We start from the raw sequence: 20,010 nt of genomic DNA, 5'->3' as shown, positions 1-20,010 counted from the left end.
GCCAATTGCACTCAACAACGGTTCTTTCTAGTTCGCTATTTTTGGCTATTTCGTTACTGTGGTTGATGTATCCTGTCTTTCAGCCGTGAACAAGGAGTTGTTATGTCTTTGCCAAGCATCGTATTTTTAGACCGAGCGACCATCCCAGAACATATTGAGATCCCACGACCTAGCTTTCCGCACCACTGGCGTGAGTACGACCTAACTGCGCCTGGGCAGGTAATAGAAAGGTTAGCCGATGCCGATATCGTGATTAGCAATAAAGTCCTGCTTGACCAACATGTATTAGAGCAACTACCAAAATTACGGATGATCGCGGTTGCCGCAACTGGTTTTAACAACGTCGATGTGAACTACTGTGCTAATCATGATATTGCGGTTGCTAATGTACGTGGTTACGCGACGCGTTCGGTGCCCGAGCACGTGATGGCAATGTTATTCGCTTTAAGACGGAATTTATTTGGGTACCACCAAGATATTGCCGCAGGTGAGTGGCAGCGTAACCAGCAGTTTTGTTTTTTTACTCACCCAATCGGGGATATTGGTGGTAGCACGTTAGGTGTTGTTGGTAGTGGGGCACTAGGGCAAGCGACGGCGAATCTGGCTCAAGCGTTAGGAATGACCGTCTTGTTTTCTGAGCGTAAAGGGGCGGCAGAATGTAGACCAGGTTATGTGTCGTTTGAGGAAGTATTAAAACGCTCCGATGCGCTGACCTTGCATTGCTCGCTCAACGATCATACTCAGAATTTAATTGGTCAAGCAGAGTTGCAACAAATGAAGTCCAACGCCATTTTGATTAATACAGGGCGTGGAGGTTTGGTGGATGAGAGCGCACTGGTGGATGCCTTAAAACAGCAAGAAATTGCAGCGGCTGGTTTTGATGTTTTTACACAAGAACCGGCTGATGAGAGCAATCCGCTGATTGCCAATATGAGTTTACCTAATTTGTTACTGACACCGCATGTTGCATGGGGCAGCGACTCATCTATCCAACGTTTAGCGGAAATCTTGATTGAGAACATTAACGCTTTCGAGCGCGGAGACCGCGTTAATCGCTTAGTGTAACGCTGACTGTAAAACCAAAGATAAAAAAAGCAGACATTGACGTCTGCTTTTTGCGTTTAAATCGAATGCTCATTGCTTGAGCCGTCGAATTAAAACTCTTCTTCGTTTAGACCTTTAAGGATCTGAAAGATTTCGCGGTACGCTTTTGCTGGTTTCCCAGCTTTTCTCTCTTTCGCTGCTTGGCGAGCAAGTTGGCGTAGACGCTGACGATCCGCTTCTGGGTACATTTCCATTACGTCATCAATGGCTTTGTCACCTTCTTCCACTACGCGATCACGCAACGCTTCAAGTTTGTGGAATACCGCCGTTAATTGAGAGTGCTTATTACGAATTTTATCCAGTGCGGCTTGGATTGGCTCTGGATCTTCGTAACGCATCAATTTACCAATACGTTGTAATTGGCGACGACGCGCTTCATTTTTAAAGCGTTGCGCGTCAGCAATTGCTTCTCGCAAATCTTCGCTCAATGGAAACTTTTCTAGAACTGAAGGTTTGAGGCCGACAAGCTCCTCACCTAGCTTTTGCAGTTCTTCCATGTCTCGCTTCATCTCGGATTTACTTACCCAGATGATCTCTTCTTCTGGTTCCCATGGCGCTTTTTGATTCTTACGTGCCATTTCAGTTGCCTGTGTTTTGATTAATATTATGACTATTTTAACAAGAATCATGGGGAGAAAGCGAAATTCTTGTTATCCTATTGTTCATCAAAGACAAGATGTGAAAGACAATGGATATTAAACAGCAGGTTGCTGAGCAACGTACCGAGCTAGAGCAAGCCGTCGCAAGAGCCTTAAAGCTTGCATCGGCAAAATCTGACGCCGCCGAAGTCGCAATTACTAAAAGCACTGGTTTAAGTGTTTCAACTCGTATGGGTGAAGTAGAGAATGTCGAGTTCAACAGCGATGGTGCGCTGGGCATTACCGTTTACCGAGGTCAACGCAAAGGCAGTGCTTCCACGTCTGATTTAAGTGAAGCGGCAATCGAGCAAACCGTTATAGCGGCGCTAGATATTGCACATTACACATCTGAAGACCCATTTGCAGGCCCTGCAGCAAAAGAATACATGGTGCAAGATATCCCTGAGCTTGATCTTTTCCACCCTGACGCACCCGATCCAGACTATGCTGCCAATGTGGCGATTGCAGCAGAAAAAGAGGCGCTAAGTTATAACAGTGCAATCAAACAAAGTGATGGCGCGAGTTATGATAGTCATTACGGCGTGAAAGTGTATGGCAATAGCCATGGCTTATTAGCTAGTTATGCGTCTAGCCGCCATAGTACTAGCTGTTGTGTAATTGGCGTTGGTCAAAACGGCGAGATGGAACGTGATTACAGCTACACCGTGGCACGTCATCGTGATGACTTATGGACCCCAGAAACGGTGGGTCGTAAGGCGGCAGAGAATACGGTTAACCGCTTAGATGCGCAGCGTCTAAAAACAGGTCAATACCCAATCATGTTTGCGGCTGATGTTGCGACAGGCTTGATTGGCCATCTCGTTATGGCGATCAGCGGTGGTAACCTGTACCGAAAATCTTCTTTCTTACTTGACCATCTAGGCAAACAAGTGCTTCCTGAATGGTTCAATATCTCAGAACGTCCGCATGTATTGCGTGGTTTGGCATCAAGTCCATTCGATAGTGAAGGTGTGTACACTCAAGACCGTGAGATCATTACCGACGGTGTGCTAGCAACTTATCTGTTAACCAGTTATGCCGCACGTAAAATGAAGATGACGCCGACAGGTCACGCTGGTGGGATTCATAACTGGTACGTGAAGTCGACAGGCCAAAACTTCGAACAAATGCTTAAAGAGCTCGGTACTGGTCTTCTAGTGACAGAAGTCATGGGACAAGGTGTGAACGTGGTAACGGGGGATTACTCTCGCGGTGCCGCAGGCTTCTGGGTTGAGAATGGCGAAATCCAATACCCAGTATCAGAAATTACCATCGCAGGTAATCTAAAAGACATGTTCACCAAGATTGTGGCGGTTGGTAGTGATATTGAAACGCGCTCACAAATCCAAACGGGCTCTATCCTACTGGATACCATGAAAGTGGCGGGTGAATAAGCTTTTCTAGCAATTCAGAATCAAAAAAGCCTGATGTGTTCATCAGGCTTTTTCGTTTTTTCTGTTAGGTAATCAGTATTGTGGCAAGCCCTAAGAAGACAGATAAACCAATCACATCCGTCACCGTTGTTAATGCCATACCACCAGCTAAAGCAGGATCGATGTTCATTTTTTTCAATAGGATTGGAATTGTTACTCCTGCAATACCTGCGACCAATAAGTTGGTCAGCATGGCGGCGGAAATGATTCCTCCGAGCATCCAGTTACCTTTCCAAGCAACAACAATACCACCAATAATCAGCGCCCACATGATACCGTTGAGTAAGCCGATCGAGGCTTCTTTCATTAACAGTTCGCGTTTGTTTGAGTCACCGATATGACCAAGAGCAAGACCACGAATCACTAGTGCGACGGTTTGGTTACCAGCGACACCACCCATGGACGGAACAATCGTCATCAATACCGCAATGGCGGCCATTTGGTCTAATGTGGCCTCAAACATGTTAGAAACGGAAGCAGCAGCAAGGGCGGCTAATACGTTAGCGCCAAGCCAGATACTGCGTTTGCGAGCTGATTTTACAACAGGCGCGAAAGTATCTTCGTCATCGTCCATACCCGCCATACTCATCATCGAGTGTTCCGCGTCTTCACGAATAACGTCAACCACGTCATCGATGGTGATACGACCGACCAAATGCAAGTTTTCATCAACAACAGGTGCAGATACCCAATTACGGCGTTCGAACAGACTCGCAACATCTGAGTCGCTAGTATCGACGGTGATGGCCTCGTCCGCGTCTTCCATTACATCAATGATTTTTACGTCTGGCTGAGTGGTAATAAGCGTCGTGATCGGCAGTTCACCGATGAGCTTACTCTCTTCATCGATCACATACAGGGCATCCGTAGCTTCTGGAAGCTCGCCTTTCATACGTAGATAACGCAAAACTACGTCCACATCGACGTCACCACGAATTGTGATGACGTCGGTGTTCATCAGTCCACCCGCAGTGTCTTCTGGGTAGGATAGGGCGGTTTCGACCCGTAGACGGTCAGAGGAGTCCATTTGCGACAGGACTTCGCGTGACAGGTTGTCAGGCAAGCTACGCAGTACGTAAGCCACGTCATCGGTATCCATGCCTTCTGTCGCTTCTGCAAGCGCTTCTGGTGCCATTTTGGATACGAGGCTGTCTTTGACGTCTTCGTTCAGCTCGTCAAGGATTTCACCATAATCTTCAGGGTCGGTGAGTTGCCAAAGAACTTCACGGCTCTTCCGTGGGGAGGCTTCTAAAAGGTGAGCGATATCCTCTGGTTCCATGTCCTGTAATTGACGACGAACATGGACGAAGCGACCATTTTCTAGCGCTTCTGTGACTTCTTGGAGGGCTTGGTGAGCTTGGTCGAATTCAATTTGCTCTGCCATTCATTCCTCCCAATTCCTGATATTTACAATGCGTTGAATAATAACTTAATTCTAGGCGCCTTTTAATAACAACTTATGATACTAAGCAAATTTATTTATTAGGTCAGGGAAGAGAAAGATAATGGGAGGTAAGAAAAAAGCGAGTAAACTACTCGCCTTCATCAAATTTATCTTCGATCAAATGGCAAACGGCATCCAGTGCTTCTTCCGCTTGCCCACCCGTTGCGTGGATCGTGACGTATTGTCCTTGAGCGGACTCTAGCATTAACAGGCCCATTACGCTGTCTGCTGTGGCGGTTTTGTCTTCTTCATTGTCGATGGTGATGACCGCTTCAAAGCTCTGTGCCAGTTCGACCAGTTTGACTGCTGCACGAGCATGTAAGCCAAGGCGGTTTTGAATCAATACTTTACGACTTAACTCCACGGCTACTCCTTAGCGTTTTTCTCTAGTGAGGTATGGCGAATTTGTACTTGGTGTCCTTTGTTGGAGAAGTATTCACCGATTTGCTGAGTTAAGTACACCGAGCGGTGCTTACCACCAGTACAACCGATTGCAACGGTCAGGTAGCTGCGGTTGTTTTTCTCAAGCAGAGGTAACCAATTCTCTATAAAGCTTTCAATTTGATATTTCAAACTTAACACCGATTGGTGTTGCTCTAAAAATGCGGCGATAGGAGCATCCAGACCTGTAAGCGGGCGTAGTGCTGGTTCCCAATGTGGGTTAGGTAAGAAGCGAACGTCAAATACGTAATCGGCATCGGAAGGCAGGCCGTATTTAAAACCAAAAGACTCAAATACCATAACGAGCCCTTTGCGATCTCTGCCTTCAACGCGCATACGCACGGTTTCACTCAATTCATGCAAAGACTGCCCACTACTATTTAGGACCAGATCTGCATGCGCTTTGAGTGGCGTCAAAATTTGCTTCTCACGCTCGATGGCTTGATCGAGCGAGAGGGAGGTGCCACCTAAAGATAACGGGTGAATTCGGCGTGTTTCGCTGTAGCGTTTGAGTAGCGTTTCTTTATTAGCGTCCAAGAAAAGCACGGTCACATCAAGCTCAGTTTTTAACTGTTCTAGTGTACTCGTCAGTTCTTTTAGCTTTTTAGGAATATTACGAATATCAATGCTGACTGCAACATTCTGTTTGCTGTCAGCAACAGAATGAACAAATGCGTCCAGCAAGTTAACTGGCAGGTTATCAACACAGTAGTAACCTAAGTCTTCCAGTACACGAAGCGCAATACTTTTACCGGCACCTGAGTGCCCGCTAACAACGATTAGTCGCATGGAGTTAGTCCTGCTTATTGGTGAATCATGATGTCGTAAAGTTCTTCATCACTCTGAGCATTACGCAGTAGTTTCAATACTTGCTTATCGCTCAGACGTTCTGCCATAGAGGATAGAGTCTTGAGGTGCTCTTTGCACTGTTCTTCTGGTACAAGGAGCGCAAAAAGAAGATCGACAGGTCGATTGTCAATCGCATCAAATTCGATTGCTTCATCACATTGCAGTAAGACAGCAATGGCCTTGTCGCTTGATTGCATTCTCGCGTGAGGGATCGCAATACCGTTTCCGATACCGGTACTGCCCATTTTTTCTCTATTGAGCATGCATTCGAACAGCTCGGTAGAATCTTGGCCCGTTTGATCAGCCACGATACGGCTGATCATTTCAAGGGCGCGTTTTTTACTCGTGCAGTGGACCGCACTTTTGGTGCAGTCCAATGACAGTATTTCGCTCAGTTGCATGATTAATGACTGTTTAGTTTTTCTTTGTGCTTATTAAGTTGGCGAACCAATTTATCTACCAGCGAATCGATCGCGGCATACATATTTTCGTCATCGGCTGATGCGTGGATTTCGCCTTGATTTATGTGAAGCGTAGCTTCCGCGATTTGAGTAATTTTTTCAACTTTTAGTACAACATGCACTTGATTGATATGGTCGAAGAACCTTTCGAGCTTCTGAAACTTAGAATTTACATAGTCTTGCATTGAATCGGTAAGATCAACGTGATGGCCTTGAATATTGATTTGCATAGACTTTCCTTTTCAGTTAGTGCCTTATAATAGGCGTTTACGCTGACTTGAAGGGGCAATTCCCAAGGATTCGCGATATTTGGCTATCGTACGTCTTGCCACCTGAATCCCTTGGTCAGCCAGAAGAGCAGCAATCTTGCTATCACTCAGTGGTTTGGCAGTATTCTCTGCTGCGACCAGTTTTTTAATGAGTGCACGAATTGCTGTTGACGAACATTCTCCGCCGTTGTCAGTACTAACATGGCTAGAGAAGAAGTACTTCAATTCAAAAATACCACGTGGTGTATGCATAAACTTTTGCGTTGTTACACGAGAAATCGTGGATTCATGCATGTCCACAGCCAAAGCGACATCATTGAGTACCATTGGCTTCATGGCTTCCTCACCATACTCGAAGAAATCTTGTTGATGTTCAACAATACATCTTGCAACTTTGAGTAGCGTCTCGTTTCTACTCTCTAAGCTCTTAATTAACCATTTTGCCTCTTGCAAATTGCTGCGGATGTACTGGCTATCCGCGCTATTACCTTTGCCTAATTGAGCATATTGTTGATTTACTTTTAATTTTGGCACGCTATCCGGGTTTATAGAAACGGTCCATTTGCCATTGTCTTTAAAAACGGATACGTCTGGAATTACGTACTCGGTATCATCAGGAGTGATGCGACTACCTGGACGAGGATCTAACTGTTGGATAAGCTTTAAGACTTCACGAAGATCGGCTTCTTTCAGCTTAGTCTCTTTGATGACGAGCTTGTAGTCTCGGTTGCCTAGGTGATCAATATGATCCGCAAGTATCATTTTGGCTTCAGCAAGCCACGGCGTGTCTTCTGGGAAGGTCGTCAGTTGCAGTAACAAACATTCTTGTAAGTTACGCGATGCAACGCCAAGAGGATCGAATTGTTGAATGCGTTTACGAACAGCTTCTACTTCGTCTAACTCTATCTCTTCATTATCGAAGCTCTCATGAATCTCTTCAGGCGACAAAGTTAAATAGCCGTAGTCGTCAACAGCGTCAATAATCGCTAATGCAATCGTGCGGTCGGTTTCACTGAATGGTGTTAGGTCAAGCTGCCACATGAGGTAATCATGTAATGATTCAGTGGTTTCGCCCTGGTAGACGGGCATATCATCATCAAGAGCTAAGCCAGTGCTACCAGTATTCGCGCTGTAGACGTCATCCCAAGTCGTGTCGATTTCAAGTTCAGAGCTAATTTCTGATTTCTCTATCACATCGGAGCTATCTGGAACGTCAATTTCTGTTGGTTCGCTAGCACTGTTGCTATCAGCAGCCTCGACCGCTGACTTATCTTCACCGTTTGCTAGAGGCTCGTCTTGGCCTTCTTCAACTTCCAATAATGGGTTTGAGTCCAACGCTTCTTGGATTTCTTGTTGAAGATCGAGTGTCGACAATTGCAATAAGCGAATCGCTTGCTGCAACTGTGGCGTCATGGCTAACTGCTGACCTAGCTTGAGTTGTAATGAAGGTTTCATTCAGTGTTACTTACCTTGTAATGCTCAGAATCTTACCGTTCCTAATATAATCATAGACGGAATTGTTCGCCGAGATAAACTTGTTTCACCTGTTCATTATTGAGAACTTCTGCCGGAGTTCCCGATGCAATTAGGTGCCCTTGGCTCACGATATAGGCTTTTTCACATACGTCCAGTGTTTCACGTACATTATGGTCAGTGATTAACACTCCGAGACCACGATCGCGCAGATGCTCAATGATTTTCTTGATGTCATTAACCGAAATTGGGTCAACACCAGCGAAAGGTTCATCCAATAAAATGAACTGAGGGTTAGCCGCTAAAGCTCGAGCGATTTCCACCCTGCGTCGTTCACCCCCTGATAGTGCCATACCAGCACTGGTTCTGATGTGCTGGATGTGGAATTCTTCCAACAAATCTTCCAGTTTATCTTGGCGCTCTTCCCTCGTCATTTCTTGACGAGTTTCAAGTACGGCCATGATGTTATCTTCTACTGAAAGCTTACGGAAAATCGACGCTTCTTGCGGAAGATAGCCAATGCCAAGTCGTGAACGGCTATGCATCGGCAAAATACTGATGTCATTGTCGTCAATGGTAATGGTGCCTTCATCGCGAGGTACTAAGCCGACAATCATGTAAAACGAGGTGGTTTTACCCGCACCGTTTGGACCGAGCAGCCCAACAATCTGACCAGATTCAACTTCTAAGCTAACATCAGTGACGACTTTGCGTTTTTTGTAGCTTTTCGCCAAGTTTTTCGCACTCAGTACTGCCATATTAGTTCTCTATCTGATTGGGTTGCAAAATGGTCGTAACGCGCTCTTCCTTAGAGCTATCTGCGACTAGCTTTTGTTTACCAATTTGGTAACGAATCGAAGAACCTTTGATGGTGTTGTTGTCTTGCGCCAGCTGCGCTTGACCTTTCATGGTCAGTTCGTCTGTAGAAATACGGTAATCCAACTCCGTAGCTTGACCACTAAGTGTTTTACCATCGTCCATCAGCTGAGAAAACTTCGCAGGTTTACCAAATGCTTGAATCTGTTTAATTGCTTCGGTTTTAGGATCGCGAGTTACCACGATTCTATCAGCATCGATATTGATGCTCCCTTGCTTAAGAGATACATCGCCTTCAAAAACAACCTGGTTACTCTTCATATCAACCTGTTGGGTGTCAGAGTTTATGTAAACCGGCTGTTGAGTATCCGACTTGAGTGCCAGCGCTTGAGGCGCCGCCAATACCAGTGCCAGTAGGCTAAGGTGTAACGGTTTCATATCGACCTTGAACTTCATCTGTCAGAGTCGCAGTATGCTGTTTTAGGTTACCTTGCATTGCGCCTCCAGTAGTTTCAAATTGTGGTCCAACCAACATTACTTGTTGGTCAGCTTTAAAATCACGATTGGTTAGATTAATGACCAATTTGTCTGTTGCCATGGTATCAAAACTCGCACCAGGCAGAAGATTTTGCATTAAGACTTTGTCATATAAAGTCAAAACTTGGTCTTCATCTAACACTGCTCTTGTGGCAGTCACCTTCCATTCAATGACGCTTCCTTCACGGTAAACCATCAAAGTCGGGTTATTAAAAATAGTATCTCCACTCTTAGCATAATGGTCTAAGTTAGTGGAGCGAATGATGTAACTGCGGACACCATCTTCACCGTAGGTGATGTTTTCTAATCCAGAACCACTGAACATGGGCAGTTCAGAATCTGGTGCTACTTGAATTGCATCGTTGCCTTTAGGGGTTAGTAGGTAATAACCGCACCACGCTACAACGAAGATCAAGAGCAAATAAATAAGGCGAGTAAAACTCATATAATGAAGGCCTATCGTTTAGCTCAGTACTTCCCTGACCATTGCCTTTATTCGTCTAATAAATGATTTAAATGTTTGTGCTGATATTACATCACGCCAGCTTTTAGTAAATCGTGCATGTTCAGTGCACCCACAATTTTTTCGTCTTTACATAAAATCAGAGCATTAATGTTTTTATTCTGCATCAAGTTCAAACCTTCAACCGCCAGCATATCAGGGTGTGCTGTGGTTGGGTTTGTCGTCATGACCTCGCCAATTGCCGTCGTATGAATATCGATACGCTTGTCTAAGGTACGACGTAAATCACCATCGGTGAATATACCAAGCATAGCATCGTGCTCATCGACGATGGCTGTCATGCCTAACCCCTTTTCTGAAATTTCAAGCAGGGCATCGCGAATTAATGCGTCAGGAGAAACTTTAGGTAACGCTTCTCCAAAGTGCATAATATCAGACAACTTAAGTAGCAGTTTTCTCCCCAGTGCACCACCTGGGTGAGATAGGGCAAAATCTTCGGCAGAAAAACCACGAGCTTGAAGCAGAGCTACGGCTAATGCATCTCCCATCACTAATGTGGCCGTCGTACTGCTAGTTGGCGCCAGGCCTAACGGACAAGCTTCTTGAGGTACCGTAATTTGCAGGTGTAAGTCAGACAGCTTGGCCATATTTGATTCTGGCTTACCTGTCATGCTGATGATCTTAATATTCAGGCGCTTTAATACTGGAAATAGAGACAGAATTTCGTTTGATTCACCAGAGTTAGAAATTGCCAGCACAATGTCACCAGGGCTAATCATACCCAAGTCACCATGTGCGGCTTCGCCTGGATGAACGAAAAACGCCGAAGTCCCAGTGCTTGCCAGAGTGGCGGCAATCTTGTTACCAATATGGCCTGACTTGCCAATACCCATAACGACAACTTTGCCGTTGTTGGAAAGGATAAGTTCACACGCTTTTTCAAATTGATCATCAAAGTAGGTATCTAGCTCTTGCAGAGCAGCAACTTCGATATCAAGAACTTGTTTAGCAGCAGCGCGAAAATCAAATTGATTGGACATATCAGATCTCTACTTATTGATCGTGGTAATTAAGCGGTCATGTTTGCGAATAAGTACACTTGGTAACCTAAGAAGCACACAAACAAGATGGCACCTTCAATACGGTTAATACTGCGTGATTTACCCAAACACATCGCGACAAGTAACAATGAAACGCCTAACATGACCCAGAAGTCACGTCCCATCGCGTACTCACTGAGCACCGATGGATTAATGATGCCAGGAATCCCCATTACCGCCAGAATGTTAAACACATTCGAACCGATAATGTTACCGACAGCCATGTCGTCTTCACCCTTTAAAACTCCCGCAAGTGATGCGGCCAGTTCAGGCAGGCTAGTGCCAATGGCGATAATAGTTAGACCGATAACAAGGTCGCTCATACCAAAGTGTTTAGCAATAATTACCGCGTTATCAACCAGCATGCTGGCTGCCAAAGGAAGCAGTATCAAGCCAATAACCACCCACATGATTGCTTTAGGGTTACTGACGCCTTCAGGGATCTCTGACTCTTGGTCATCAAGAAAAACATCACCTGATTTTTGCTCTTTGCGGCTGATTTGCAACATAGCAAATAAAAATGCCCCAAAGAGTACAAACAATAAGACACCCTCATAAAAACCGAGATGGCTATTCCAAAGCAGAATACCAGCGAGTACGGTTACGGCTATCATGAGTGGAAGCTCTCGGCGGATGACGGCGGAGCTAATCGACAAAGGCTTGATCAGCGCTGTAATACCTAGGATTAACGCAATGTTCGCTATGTTTGAGCCTAATACGTTACCCACCGCTGTATCTGTTTTACCATCCCAAGCAGCGGTTGCAGATACCATCATCTCAGGGGCAGATGAGCCCATCGCAAGGATTGTCATGCCGATGACAAGCGGGGAAATACCGACGTTGCGGGCTATCGCTGCAGAGCCAAAAACAAGTTTATCTGCACTCCAAACAAGCAAAACAAGACCGACTATAAGCAACGCAACGGCTTCGAGCATGAGAATTCCTAAGTATTAAATAAGTAAAATGAATAACCGCTAATTTTGACCTTTTGCGGCCTAAAATGGAAGATAAACGAAGAATAAATTAAAGGTTAGTAACGAAAATGTATGTAAATCTCACTCATTTAAATGAGCAATTCTGGTCTAGGATTTAAACACTTCGTGCTAATTAGGTCATAAACCATGAGAAATTGCAGGGATATAGTCGACTTTATTTAATTGAACAGTGCTTTAAATTCAACGCCAATGTGCTTATGATTGCAGCCTAATAAATGTACCGACGTTACTTTATTAAACGTAGAATTCAACTCCGATGAGTATCTGCTTGATGATTCCGTGAGTTGCAACGCTCCTACAGTAGAAGAGATGATATGTCGAACAACGATTTAGTCACCGTGAACAACCTCACTTTTTCACGGGGAGAACGCATGATCTTTGATGATATTGATCTGCATGTTCCTGAGGGCAAAGTGACGGCCATTATGGGACCATCGGGAATTGGTAAAACAACACTGCTGCGTTTGATTGGTGGTCAGTTGTATCCCGAGCAAGGAGAGATCTGGTTTGATGGAGACAATATTCCCTCTCTCTCGCGTAAAAAACTCTACCATGCTCGAAAGAAAATGAGCATGTTGTTCCAGTCAGGGGCTTTATTCACTGATTTGAATGTTTTTGATAATGTCGCCTTTCCATTGAGAGAGCATACCGATTTATCGGAAGATTTGATTCGCACCATGGTGTTACTCAAGCTCGAAGCTGTCGGTCTACGCGGCGCGGCGCAATTAATGCCGAGTGAGCTTTCAGGTGGTATGGCAAGACGCGCTGCTTTGGCTCGTGCAATCGCACTTGACCCTGACCTGATCATGTACGATGAGCCGTTTGTGGGGCAAGACCCAATCACTATGGGCGTTTTGGTTGAGCTAATTAGCAATCTAAACCAAGCGTTAGGTTTGACCTCTATTGTGGTTTCTCACGACGTACCTGAAGTCATGAGTATTGCTGACTGGGTATACCTGATGGCCGATGGAAAAATCATCGCCTATGGTACGCCAGAAGAGCTGACTCAAAACTCTGATCCTCGTGTCCAGCAGTTCTTACAAGGTGATGCCGACGGTCCTGTACCGTTTCGTTTCCCTTCTCAAAGTATCGAAAAGGACTTATTTGATGGTCGATAACTTCATTCACTTTGTCGCCTCGCTGGGTCGACGCACGCTTTCTATTTGCGGAGCATTTGGTCGTGCGACTTTCATGTTGATTGGGGCGCTATTTTCTAAGCCACAACCGATCAGAAGCTTTCCTCTGCTTGTTAAGCAACTTTATTCTGTTGGTGTTCAGTCGCTAGCGATCATCGTCGTATCTGGTCTGTTCATTGGAATGGTTTTGAGTCTACAAGGCTATGTTGTGTTGGTGGATTACGGCGCAGAAGGCAGTTTGGGGCAAATGGTAGCGCTTTCGTTACTCCGTGAATTAGGACCCGTTGTTACTGCACTTTTGTTTGCTGGTCGTGCCGGTTCTGCGTTAACCGCAGAGATAGGTCTAATGAAAGCAACGGAACAACTGTCTAGCCTTGAAATGATGGCGGTAGACCCATTGAAACGAGTGATTGCACCACGGTTTTGGGCTGGGGTTATCTCAATGCCTTTACTGGCTATGATTTTCATGGCTGTGGGAATTTGGGGCGCTCAGCTTGTTGGTGTTGACTGGAAAGGCGTTGATCACGGCAGTTTTTGGTCAGCGATGCAGTCCTCTGTTGAGCTAGGGCAAGACATTGGTAACAGTATGATCAAATGTTTTGCGTTTGCAATTACGGTTACTTGGGTCGCTCTATTTAACGGTTATGATGCTATTCCAACATCGGAAGGGATCAGCCGAGCAACTACGCGCACTGTTGTGCATTCTTCTTTAGCAGTACTAGGATTAGACTTTGTACTGACCGCATTGATGTTTGGGAATTAATCATGCAACAAACACGTAAAACTGAATTATGGGTTGGCAGCTTTGTATTAGCGGGAATTTGCGCGATTCTTGTGATGATTTTTCAAGTTGCTGACGTAAAAAGCATTGGCTCTGGTGATACTTATACCCTCAAAGCCGAGTTCGATAATATTGGCAGTTTAAAAGTTCGTTCTCCCGTAAAAGTGGGGGGCGTTGTGATTGGTCGAGTAAGTAGTATTTCGCTTAACCCAGACAACTTATTGCCAGTTGTAACACTATCTATCAATAGCAAATACAATCAGTTCCCAGAAACGTCGAGCGTACAAATTTTGACATCTGGCCTGATTGGTGAGCAATACATTGGTTTAGTACCTGGCTTCGTTTTTGATGATGAAGTCATGCTGGTGGATGGTGATACCATCGAAGACACCAAATCGGCGCTTGTGCTTGAAGACTTAATTGGTCAAGTACTATACAGCGTAGGTGGTTCAGACGACTCAAGTAAGGAATAACTATGTTAGCGAGATTACTACTTTCAGTTTGTGCTGTGTTTAGCGTCTTTGGAGCAACAGCAGCAGAGGTGGATAAAACTGAACCTTATAAGATGATGAAGCAGGTAGCTGAAGTCACGTTCGAAAGATTGAAAGCCGAACAGCCGAAAATCAAACAAGATCCAAATTTACTTAAAGTGATCGTTGAAGAAGAGCTAATGCCTTACGTCAACTACCGCTATGCAGGGTTAAAACTTCTTGGTCCAAACTTAAAAGGTGCTAAGCGTGAAGATGTACTTGAGTTTATCGATGCATTTCGTGCTTACCTGATTGCGTCTTATGCACAAGTGTTGACGCAATACTCTGACCAAAAAATTGAGTTTGGTCCTGAGCCTAGCATTGATGACTCTAAGCGTATTACAAGCATTAAAGTTGATATCATCGATACTCCGCGTCCAAACATCAAACTTGAGTTTAAACTGCGTAAAGACAACCAGTCTGGTGAGTGGGAAGCATTCGATATGATTGCAGAGGGCATTAGTTTGCTTTCTAGTAAACAATCCGAATGGAACAGTAAAATTCGTCAAGAAGGTATTCTATCTGTTGCTAAAGACCTAGAAAAATTGGCCGCAGAACCGATCCGCTTCGAGGCGAAGAAATAATGGCCCAGACTCCCGCTCAGTGGCAATTGGATCAAAACATTCTTAAGCTAACAGGGGCACTTGATAGAGATACAGTGCCTTCATTGTGGGCGTATGCACAGCAATGGCAACCTGCTCAATCGGAGCTGGAATGCTCGCTAAAAGAGATAGAGCGCGTCGACTCTGCAGGAATGGTGATGTTAATCCACTTATTAGAGCATGCAAAAAAGCAAAACTGTCATATAATGCTCAGTTTCGTGCCGGCGCAACTGCGCACTTTGTTTCAACTGAGCAATGTTGAATCTTTAGTGGCCAAACACATACAGAATTATCAGGGGTAAATTGTGGATAGCGCAAAAGTACAACAGTTATTAGAAGAAGCACTAAACCTTCAAGAAGTGCATGTGAAAGGTGAAGGTAGCCACTATGAAGTGGTTGCTGTTGATGCTTGTTTCGATGGAATGAGCCGCGTTAAGAAGCAGCAGCTAATTTATGCTCCTCTGATGGAATACATCCAGCGTAACGACATTCACGCATTATCAATCAAAGCGTTCACACCAGAAGAGTGGGCTCGTGATAAGAAATTGATGTCGCTTTAAGGTTTATTGATGGAAAAGTTTCGAGTTATTGGGTCAGATAAACCACTAGTTGGTGAAGTGACCATTTCAGGTGCAAAAAACGCAGCACTGCCGATTTTATTTGCGTCTATCTTGGCGGAAGAGCCAGTAGAAGTGGCAAACGTACCACACCTTCGTGATATCGACACAACTATGGAATTGCTTAAGCGTTTAGGCGCGAAAGTAAGCCGCAATGGCTCTGTTCATGTTGATCCAAGCAGTATTACAGAATACTGCGCGCCTTATGATTTAGTGAAAACCATGCGTGCTTCTATTTGGGCTTTAGGTCCTTTGGTGGCGCGCTTTGGTCAAGGTCAGGTTTCTTTACCAGGCGGTTGTGCCATCGGTGCCCGTCCTGTGGATCTGCATATTTCTGGTTTAGAGCAGCTTGGCGCAACCATTACATTAGAAGATGGTTATGTGAAAGCAGAAGTGGATGGTCGTCTAAAAGGCGCGCACATCGTGATGGATAAAGTCAGCGTAGGCGCGACGATCACCATCATGTGTGCCGCAGCGCTGGCGGAAGGCACAACAACACTAGATAACGCTGCGCGTGAGCCTGAAATCGTCGATACCGCTGATTTCCTAAATAAGCTTGGCGCAAAAATCTCTGGCGCTGGCACAGATACCATTACGATTGAAGGTGTTGAGCGCTTAGGCGGTTGTAAACACAACGTGGTTGCTGACCGTATTGAGACGGGAACATTCCTTGTCGCAGCAGCAGTATCTGGCGGTAAAGTGGTATGTCGCAACACTAATGCTCATTTGCTTGAAGCGGTTCTCGCCAAGCTGGAAGAAGCTGGCGCGCTTGTCGAAACGGGTGAAGATTGGATCTCCGTTGATATGACCGACCGCGAGCTAAAAGCGGTAAGTGTACGTACTGCGCCACATCCTGGTTTCCCGACGGATATGCAAGCTCAATTTACGCTACTGAACATGATGGCGAAAGGTGGCGGCGTAATCACTGAGACTATCTTTGAAAACCGCTTTATGCACGTACCAGAACTCATGCGTATGGGCGCTAAAGCTGAGATCGAAGGCAATACGGTTATCTGTGGTGATGTTGAGTCACTTAGCGGTGCGCAAGTGATGGCAACCGATCTACGAGCTTCGGCTAGTTTGGTTATTGCAGGTTGCATTGCTAAAGGCGAAACCGTCGTTGATCGTATTTACCATATCGACCGTGGTTACGACAAAATCGAAAATAAACTGGCTGCACTTGGCGCAAATATTGAGCGAGTGAGCTAGGCAAGTTAAACTGCACCGCAGGTAACTTGGATATCAAGAGAGCCGAAACCTGAGTTTCGGCTTTTTTATATCACTCTCATGACCATATTTTCCCTTTATGGAAAGAGAGATATTAATAGCTGTATCTGGCAAAAGCCGGTTCCTGGAGAACAAGAATGATTGCACTGTTACGTGTATTTGCTGTCGCTATCTTTGCGATTGTTATGTTTATTGGTGGTTGTGGTTACTGCCTATTAAGCCCTAGAAACCCTAAGCACGTTTTCACTTTTGGCCGTTTGTTTGCCAAGATGTCTCGTGTGTTTGGGATTAAGTTAGAGTTGCGTATCCCTGAAGATGCGTATTCACGCGGCCAACATGTTTACATTGCTAACCACCAGAACAACTGGGACATGTTTACTGTTTCTGCGGCTGTGACTCCGAAAGTTGTGACAGTAGGTAAAAAGAGCTTGGCTTGGATGCCACTGTTTGGTCAGCTTTACTGGCTTACGGGTAACATTCTGATTGACCGAGCGAATCGTTCTAAAGCAAAAGGTACTATCGATCAGGTCGTGAGCAGCATGAAAGAAAGTGATGTTTCGGTGTGGATGTTCCCAGAAGGCACGCGTTCTCGTGGACGTGGTTTGCTGCCATTCAAAACAGGTGCTTTTCATGCGGCAATTGGTGCAGGTGTGCCAATCATTCCTATCGTATGTAGCTCGACGAATAAAATTAAGCTGAACCGTTGGAACAATGGTCATGTGATTGTTGAAATGCTACCTCCAATCAGCACTGAAGGCTATGGTAAAGAGGGCATTCGCGAGTTAGCGAATATCTGTCGTGAACAGATGAAAGAGAAGCTTGAATCGTTAGATGAAGAAGTCAAACAGCGCAACGCTGCTTAAGTTTTACTGCGATATCATCACGAAAAGACAATAAAAAACGGGTAGCCTGAGCTACCCGTTTTTTTATGTTTGTCAGCAAGTGCAATTATTTGCGAACAGCGATTGCTTCAATCTCGATGCCAACATCTTTTGGTAGGCGAGCCACTTCTACACAAGAGCGTGCAGGGTAGTTTGCTACGCCGTGCTCATCAAAGAACTTGCCGTAAACTTCGTTCACTGTGCCAAAGTCATTTAGGTCTTTAACAAAAACCGTTAGCTTTACAATATCAGATACTTTAAGACCTGAAGATTCAACTACAGCCTTTACGTTTTCTAGAGACTGACGAGCTTGTTCTGCGATATCAGCAGACACTTCACCTGTCGCTGGGTTTACTGGGATTTGGCCTGAAGTAAGAACCATGTTACCTAGATCTACGCCTTGAACGTAAGGACCGATTGCTGCTGGTGCAGACTCAGTGTGAAGTACTTTCGTCATTTGATTTTTTCCATCAGTTGTAGGGAATAAAGATTCTCAGTTTGCCTCTAAACCCTCGGTAGGTAAAGAGCAAAATACCCTGACATTGCAGGGTATTTTAAACGTATCACAGCCTAGTCGTGCGGCGTGTTTATCGCTCGGTTACGATCTCGCGTGAGAACACTTTCTCGCAGTATTTACACTTTAGGCGGATTTCTTGTTTCTTCTCGAACACGCTAAAGCTGCTTTCTACTGGTTCATTATGAGAAATACAGTTTGAATTCGGGCATTCAAATACATCATTGATGCGCTCAGGAAGCTCTAACGCGAGCTTTTTCACCACTTCATAGTTCTCGATTTGATTCACGGTCGCGTGAGGAGCATACAACGCTAGCTTGCTCGCTTGCTCTTCATTGATAAACACATTTTCGATTTTGAGTAGATCTTTATGACCGAGTGCTGATGATGGCAAGTTCAGTCCAATCGTTACGCGTTGTGATGAATTGTGCATATCGAACAGTCTTAATACTTTGATGCCGATTTGCGCAGGGATGTGGTCGATGACCGTACCATTTTTGATTGCTTCTACCTGCAATTGAGTTTCTTTAGCCATGATTTTTCCCCTCGATTACAGTGTTTCGTTTAGAACAAGCGCCAGCAGTGCTTGGCGAGCATACACGCCATTTTGAGCTTGCTGGAAGAAGTAAGCATGAGGCGTTTTATCAACATCAGTTGTGATTTCATCCACACGTGGTAGTGGGTGCAGTACTTTCAAGTTCTCACGTGCGCCTTCTAGTAGTGCCGCCGTTAGGATGTAAGCCGACTTAATATGTGCGTATTCCGATTCGTCAAAGCGTTCTTTCTGTACGCGTGTCATGTACAGAATATCCAGTTCAGGAATCACACTTTCCATGTCTGTGTGTAGGCTATATTGAATGCCAGCTTCGTCTAGTTCTTCGCAGATGTAATCTGGCATTGCTAGCGCATCTGGTGCAACAAAGAAGAAGCGGATGTTGTTAAACTTTGCTAAGGCTTGAGTCAGTGAGTGCACTGTGCGGCCATATTTTAGATCACCTACGAATGCGACGTTCAGGTTGTCTAGACGCCCTTGTGTTTCCGCGATGGTGTATAGGTCGAGTAGCGTTTGAGTTGGGTGTTGGTTTGCACCGTCGCCCGCGTTGATCACTGGCACGCCATTTGAAAATTCAGAGGCCAAGCGAGCGGCGCCTTCTTGTGGATGACGCATCACAAAGGCATCGACGTAAGAAGAGATGACTTGTACTGAATCTGCGAGTGTTTCGCCTTTTTTCGCCAGAGAGGTATTACCATCATTATCAAAGCCAATCACGTCACCACCAATGCGCTGAATCGCTGTTTCAAACGATAAACGTGTACGTGTTGATGGTTCAAAGAAACAACTTGCAACGACTTTGTTTTTAATCAGTTCTGGTCGAGGTGCTTTTTTAAGGCTACCTGCTGTTTCTACGATAAGTTCCAGTTCTTCGCGTGAAAGCTCTGGAATAGAGATGATGTGCTTCTGGTAAAGCGAGTTCGCCATGATCTTCTTCCCTATAACATTGATGACTACATCCAAATAACCGAAAGGAATTTTGGACATAAAAAAACCTCCCCAATGGGGAGGTTTTAAAATTCAATAGAATTAACGAAAATAACACCACGTAAGCGTAGTCGCTTAGCGAGAGCAAATCGCGTTTTTACGTCAGCAATCAGCGTGGTCATTTCTTAATCCTCAGACAAATTGCCGAGCATTATACGC

General features: G+C 45.1%; 26 protein-coding genes. 10 read left to right on the top strand and 16 right to left on the bottom strand.

What is annotated here, in order from left to right:
• The first annotated feature begins 102 nt into the window (after positions 1-102).
• Entirely contained in the window at positions 103-1,065 is a 963-nt protein-coding gene (locus R7E00_RS18970) for a D-2-hydroxyacid dehydrogenase (RefSeq protein WP_170894148.1), read from the top strand.
• An 89-nt stretch (positions 1,066-1,154) separates the two neighbouring features.
• Here the strand turns inward: R7E00_RS18970 and yjgA are convergent, their stop codons facing one another.
• Positions 1,155-1,682 carry a ribosome biogenesis factor YjgA gene (yjgA, locus tag R7E00_RS18965; protein WP_025767614.1) on the bottom strand — a complete coding sequence of 176 codons (528 nt, stop codon included), beginning with the start codon at positions 1,680-1,682 and terminating at the stop codon, positions 1,155-1,157.
• Positions 1,683-1,792: 110 nt separating this feature from the next.
• Here yjgA and pmbA point away from each other — a divergent pair, with 110 nt between their 5' ends.
• On the top strand, positions 1,793-3,136 hold the full coding sequence (gene pmbA, locus R7E00_RS18960) for a metalloprotease PmbA (protein ID WP_005381122.1): 1,344 nt from the start codon (positions 1,793-1,795) through the stop codon (positions 3,134-3,136).
• 64 nt (positions 3,137-3,200) lie between these two features.
• Here the strand turns inward: pmbA and mgtE are convergent, their stop codons facing one another.
• The 11 genes from mgtE to R7E00_RS18905 form a co-directional block, all read right to left on the bottom strand.
• The gene (gene mgtE / locus R7E00_RS18955; protein WP_005381121.1) at positions 3,201-4,559 is read right to left on the bottom strand and encodes a magnesium transporter; all 1,359 of its coding nucleotides are present in this window, start codon (positions 4,557-4,559) and stop codon (positions 3,201-3,203) included.
• 148 nt (positions 4,560-4,707) lie between these two features.
• Complete coding sequence (locus tag R7E00_RS18950) at positions 4,708-4,983, bottom strand: HPr family phosphocarrier protein (RefSeq protein WP_005381120.1); 276 nt, start codon at positions 4,981-4,983, stop codon at positions 4,708-4,710.
• A gap of 2 nt (positions 4,984-4,985) precedes the next feature.
• Positions 4,986-5,849: an RNase adapter RapZ gene (gene rapZ / locus R7E00_RS18945; RefSeq protein WP_054577138.1), complete on the bottom strand. Its 864-nt coding sequence runs from the start codon at positions 5,847-5,849 to the stop codon at positions 4,986-4,988.
• A gap of 14 nt (positions 5,850-5,863) precedes the next feature.
• Positions 5,864-6,310, bottom strand: a complete 447-nt coding sequence (gene ptsN, locus R7E00_RS18940) for a PTS IIA-like nitrogen regulatory protein PtsN (RefSeq protein WP_005381116.1) — start codon at positions 6,308-6,310, stop codon at positions 5,864-5,866.
• Positions 6,311-6,312: 2 nt separating this feature from the next.
• On the bottom strand, positions 6,313-6,600 hold the full coding sequence (gene hpf / locus R7E00_RS18935; RefSeq protein WP_005381114.1) for a ribosome hibernation promoting factor: 288 nt from the start codon (positions 6,598-6,600) through the stop codon (positions 6,313-6,315).
• Positions 6,601-6,624: 24 nt separating this feature from the next.
• Positions 6,625-8,094: an RNA polymerase factor sigma-54 gene (locus R7E00_RS18930; protein ID WP_005381112.1), complete on the bottom strand. Its 1,470-nt coding sequence runs from the start codon at positions 8,092-8,094 to the stop codon at positions 6,625-6,627.
• A gap of 50 nt (positions 8,095-8,144) precedes the next feature.
• Positions 8,145-8,870 carry an LPS export ABC transporter ATP-binding protein gene (lptB, locus tag R7E00_RS18925; RefSeq protein WP_005381111.1) on the bottom strand — a complete coding sequence of 242 codons (726 nt, stop codon included), beginning with the start codon at positions 8,868-8,870 and terminating at the stop codon, positions 8,145-8,147.
• A 1-nt stretch (position 8,871) separates the two neighbouring features.
• The gene (gene lptA, locus R7E00_RS18920) at positions 8,872-9,366 is read right to left on the bottom strand and encodes a lipopolysaccharide transport periplasmic protein LptA (RefSeq protein WP_005381109.1); all 495 of its coding nucleotides are present in this window, start codon (positions 9,364-9,366) and stop codon (positions 8,872-8,874) included.
• Positions 9,347-9,910 (bottom strand): LPS export ABC transporter periplasmic protein LptC, encoded by a 564-nt coding sequence (gene lptC / locus R7E00_RS18915; protein WP_005381106.1) that lies wholly within the window; start codon positions 9,908-9,910, stop codon positions 9,347-9,349. The genes lptA and lptC overlap by 20 nt, the downstream gene beginning before the upstream one ends.
• Positions 9,911-9,996: 86 nt before the next feature.
• Positions 9,997-10,968: an arabinose-5-phosphate isomerase KdsD gene (gene kdsD / locus R7E00_RS18910; RefSeq protein WP_005381104.1), complete on the bottom strand. Its 972-nt coding sequence runs from the start codon at positions 10,966-10,968 to the stop codon at positions 9,997-9,999.
• 29 nt (positions 10,969-10,997) lie between these two features.
• Positions 10,998-11,963 carry a calcium/sodium antiporter gene (locus R7E00_RS18905; protein ID WP_005381102.1) on the bottom strand — a complete coding sequence of 322 codons (966 nt, stop codon included), beginning with the start codon at positions 11,961-11,963 and terminating at the stop codon, positions 10,998-11,000.
• Between the two features lie 374 nt (positions 11,964-12,337).
• Here R7E00_RS18905 and mlaF point away from each other — a divergent pair, with 374 nt between their 5' ends.
• The 8 genes from mlaF (at position 12,338) to R7E00_RS18865 (ending at position 17,779) form a co-directional block, all read left to right on the top strand.
• Positions 12,338-13,141 (top strand): phospholipid ABC transporter ATP-binding protein MlaF, encoded by an 804-nt coding sequence (gene mlaF / locus R7E00_RS18900; RefSeq protein ID WP_005388422.1) that lies wholly within the window; start codon positions 12,338-12,340, stop codon positions 13,139-13,141.
• Positions 13,131-13,922 (top strand): lipid asymmetry maintenance ABC transporter permease subunit MlaE, encoded by a 792-nt coding sequence (gene mlaE, locus R7E00_RS18895; RefSeq protein ID WP_005381100.1) that lies wholly within the window; start codon positions 13,131-13,133, stop codon positions 13,920-13,922. The genes mlaF and mlaE overlap by 11 nt, the downstream gene beginning before the upstream one ends.
• Positions 13,923-13,924: 2 nt before the next feature.
• Entirely contained in the window at positions 13,925-14,413 is a 489-nt protein-coding gene (gene mlaD, locus R7E00_RS18890) for an outer membrane lipid asymmetry maintenance protein MlaD (protein ID WP_005381099.1), read from the top strand.
• A gap of 2 nt (positions 14,414-14,415) precedes the next feature.
• The gene (gene mlaC / locus R7E00_RS18885; protein WP_005381098.1) at positions 14,416-15,054 is read left to right on the top strand and encodes a phospholipid-binding protein MlaC; all 639 of its coding nucleotides are present in this window, start codon (positions 14,416-14,418) and stop codon (positions 15,052-15,054) included.
• A complete protein-coding gene (locus R7E00_RS18880; RefSeq protein ID WP_005381093.1) occupies positions 15,054-15,374 on the top strand; it encodes a lipid asymmetry maintenance protein MlaB in 321 nt (106 codons plus the stop codon). Before mlaC ends, R7E00_RS18880 begins: the two co-directional genes overlap by 1 nt.
• Before the next feature lie 3 nt (positions 15,375-15,377).
• Positions 15,378-15,632, top strand: a complete 255-nt coding sequence (ibaG, locus tag R7E00_RS18875; protein WP_005381092.1) for a BolA family iron metabolism protein IbaG — start codon at positions 15,378-15,380, stop codon at positions 15,630-15,632.
• 9 nt (positions 15,633-15,641) lie between these two features.
• Positions 15,642-16,898 (top strand): UDP-N-acetylglucosamine 1-carboxyvinyltransferase, encoded by a 1,257-nt coding sequence (gene murA / locus R7E00_RS18870; RefSeq protein ID WP_005388419.1) that lies wholly within the window; start codon positions 15,642-15,644, stop codon positions 16,896-16,898.
• 155 nt (positions 16,899-17,053) lie between these two features.
• On the top strand, positions 17,054-17,779 hold the full coding sequence (locus R7E00_RS18865; protein WP_005381088.1) for a 1-acylglycerol-3-phosphate O-acyltransferase: 726 nt from the start codon (positions 17,054-17,056) through the stop codon (positions 17,777-17,779).
• Between the two features lie 85 nt (positions 17,780-17,864).
• Here the strand turns inward: R7E00_RS18865 and R7E00_RS18860 are convergent, their stop codons facing one another.
• From R7E00_RS18860 to R7E00_RS18845, 4 genes are all read right to left on the bottom strand, one after another.
• Positions 17,865-18,254, bottom strand: coding sequence for a RidA family protein (locus R7E00_RS18860; RefSeq protein ID WP_005381087.1), 390 nt, complete (start codon positions 18,252-18,254; stop codon positions 17,865-17,867).
• A gap of 130 nt (positions 18,255-18,384) precedes the next feature.
• On the bottom strand, positions 18,385-18,846 hold the full coding sequence (pyrI, locus tag R7E00_RS18855; RefSeq protein WP_005381086.1) for an aspartate carbamoyltransferase regulatory subunit: 462 nt from the start codon (positions 18,844-18,846) through the stop codon (positions 18,385-18,387).
• A gap of 15 nt (positions 18,847-18,861) precedes the next feature.
• Complete coding sequence (gene pyrB, locus R7E00_RS18850; RefSeq protein ID WP_005381085.1) at positions 18,862-19,791, bottom strand: aspartate carbamoyltransferase; 930 nt, start codon at positions 19,789-19,791, stop codon at positions 18,862-18,864.
• Positions 19,792-19,877: 86 nt separating this feature from the next.
• A complete protein-coding gene (locus R7E00_RS18845; RefSeq protein WP_005381084.1) occupies positions 19,878-19,973 on the bottom strand; it encodes a hypothetical protein in 96 nt (31 codons plus the stop codon).
• Between the last annotated feature and the right edge of the window lie 37 nt (positions 19,974-20,010).

This window comes from Vibrio sp. Vb1755, from assembly GCF_033338635.1.
Taxonomy (GTDB): domain Bacteria; phylum Pseudomonadota; class Gammaproteobacteria; order Enterobacterales; family Vibrionaceae; genus Vibrio; species Vibrio alginolyticus.
The sequence above is the reverse complement of the archived record's forward strand: the minus strand, read 5'-3'. Positions and strand labels throughout refer to the sequence as shown.

What these genes read in the sequence shown, in the direction of transcription:
- R7E00_RS18970 (WP_170894148.1), top strand. Translation starts at nt 103, where the DNA reads ATGTCTTTGCCAAGCATCGTATTTTTAGACCGAGCGACCATCCCAGAA.
- yjgA (WP_025767614.1), bottom strand. Translation starts at nt 1,682, where the DNA reads ATGGCACGTAAGAATCAAAAAGCGCCATGGGAACCAGAAGAAGAGATC.
- pmbA (WP_005381122.1), top strand. Translation starts at nt 1,793, where the DNA reads ATGGATATTAAACAGCAGGTTGCTGAGCAACGTACCGAGCTAGAGCAA.
- mgtE (WP_005381121.1), bottom strand. Translation starts at nt 4,559, where the DNA reads ATGGCAGAGCAAATTGAATTCGACCAAGCTCACCAAGCCCTCCAAGAA.
- rapZ (WP_054577138.1), bottom strand. Translation starts at nt 5,849, where the DNA reads ATGCGACTAATCGTTGTTAGCGGGCACTCAGGTGCCGGTAAAAGTATT.
- ptsN (WP_005381116.1), bottom strand. Translation starts at nt 6,310, where the DNA reads ATGCAACTGAGCGAAATACTGTCATTGGACTGCACCAAAAGTGCGGTC.
- hpf (WP_005381114.1), bottom strand. Translation starts at nt 6,600, where the DNA reads ATGCAAATCAATATTCAAGGCCATCACGTTGATCTTACCGATTCAATG.
- R7E00_RS18930 (WP_005381112.1), bottom strand. Translation starts at nt 8,094, where the DNA reads ATGAAACCTTCATTACAACTCAAGCTAGGTCAGCAGTTAGCCATGACG.
- lptB (WP_005381111.1), bottom strand. Translation starts at nt 8,870, where the DNA reads ATGGCAGTACTGAGTGCGAAAAACTTGGCGAAAAGCTACAAAAAACGC.
- lptA (WP_005381109.1), bottom strand. Translation starts at nt 9,366, where the DNA reads ATGAAACCGTTACACCTTAGCCTACTGGCACTGGTATTGGCGGCGCCT.
- lptC (WP_005381106.1), bottom strand. Translation starts at nt 9,910, where the DNA reads ATGAGTTTTACTCGCCTTATTTATTTGCTCTTGATCTTCGTTGTAGCG.
- kdsD (WP_005381104.1), bottom strand. Translation starts at nt 10,968, where the DNA reads ATGTCCAATCAATTTGATTTTCGCGCTGCTGCTAAACAAGTTCTTGAT.
- R7E00_RS18905 (WP_005381102.1), bottom strand. Translation starts at nt 11,963, where the DNA reads ATGCTCGAAGCCGTTGCGTTGCTTATAGTCGGTCTTGTTTTGCTTGTT.
- mlaF (WP_005388422.1), top strand. Translation starts at nt 12,338, where the DNA reads ATGTCGAACAACGATTTAGTCACCGTGAACAACCTCACTTTTTCACGG.
- mlaE (WP_005381100.1), top strand. Translation starts at nt 13,131, where the DNA reads ATGGTCGATAACTTCATTCACTTTGTCGCCTCGCTGGGTCGACGCACG.
- mlaD (WP_005381099.1), top strand. Translation starts at nt 13,925, where the DNA reads ATGCAACAAACACGTAAAACTGAATTATGGGTTGGCAGCTTTGTATTA.
- mlaC (WP_005381098.1), top strand. Translation starts at nt 14,416, where the DNA reads ATGTTAGCGAGATTACTACTTTCAGTTTGTGCTGTGTTTAGCGTCTTT.
- R7E00_RS18880 (WP_005381093.1), top strand. Translation starts at nt 15,054, where the DNA reads ATGGCCCAGACTCCCGCTCAGTGGCAATTGGATCAAAACATTCTTAAG.
- murA (WP_005388419.1), top strand. Translation starts at nt 15,642, where the DNA reads ATGGAAAAGTTTCGAGTTATTGGGTCAGATAAACCACTAGTTGGTGAA.
- R7E00_RS18865 (WP_005381088.1), top strand. Translation starts at nt 17,054, where the DNA reads ATGATTGCACTGTTACGTGTATTTGCTGTCGCTATCTTTGCGATTGTT.
- R7E00_RS18860 (WP_005381087.1), bottom strand. Translation starts at nt 18,254, where the DNA reads ATGACGAAAGTACTTCACACTGAGTCTGCACCAGCAGCAATCGGTCCT.
- pyrI (WP_005381086.1), bottom strand. Translation starts at nt 18,846, where the DNA reads ATGGCTAAAGAAACTCAATTGCAGGTAGAAGCAATCAAAAATGGTACG.
- pyrB (WP_005381085.1), bottom strand. Translation starts at nt 19,791, where the DNA reads ATGGCGAACTCGCTTTACCAGAAGCACATCATCTCTATTCCAGAGCTT.
- R7E00_RS18845 (WP_005381084.1), bottom strand. Translation starts at nt 19,973, where the DNA reads ATGACCACGCTGATTGCTGACGTAAAAACGCGATTTGCTCTCGCTAAG.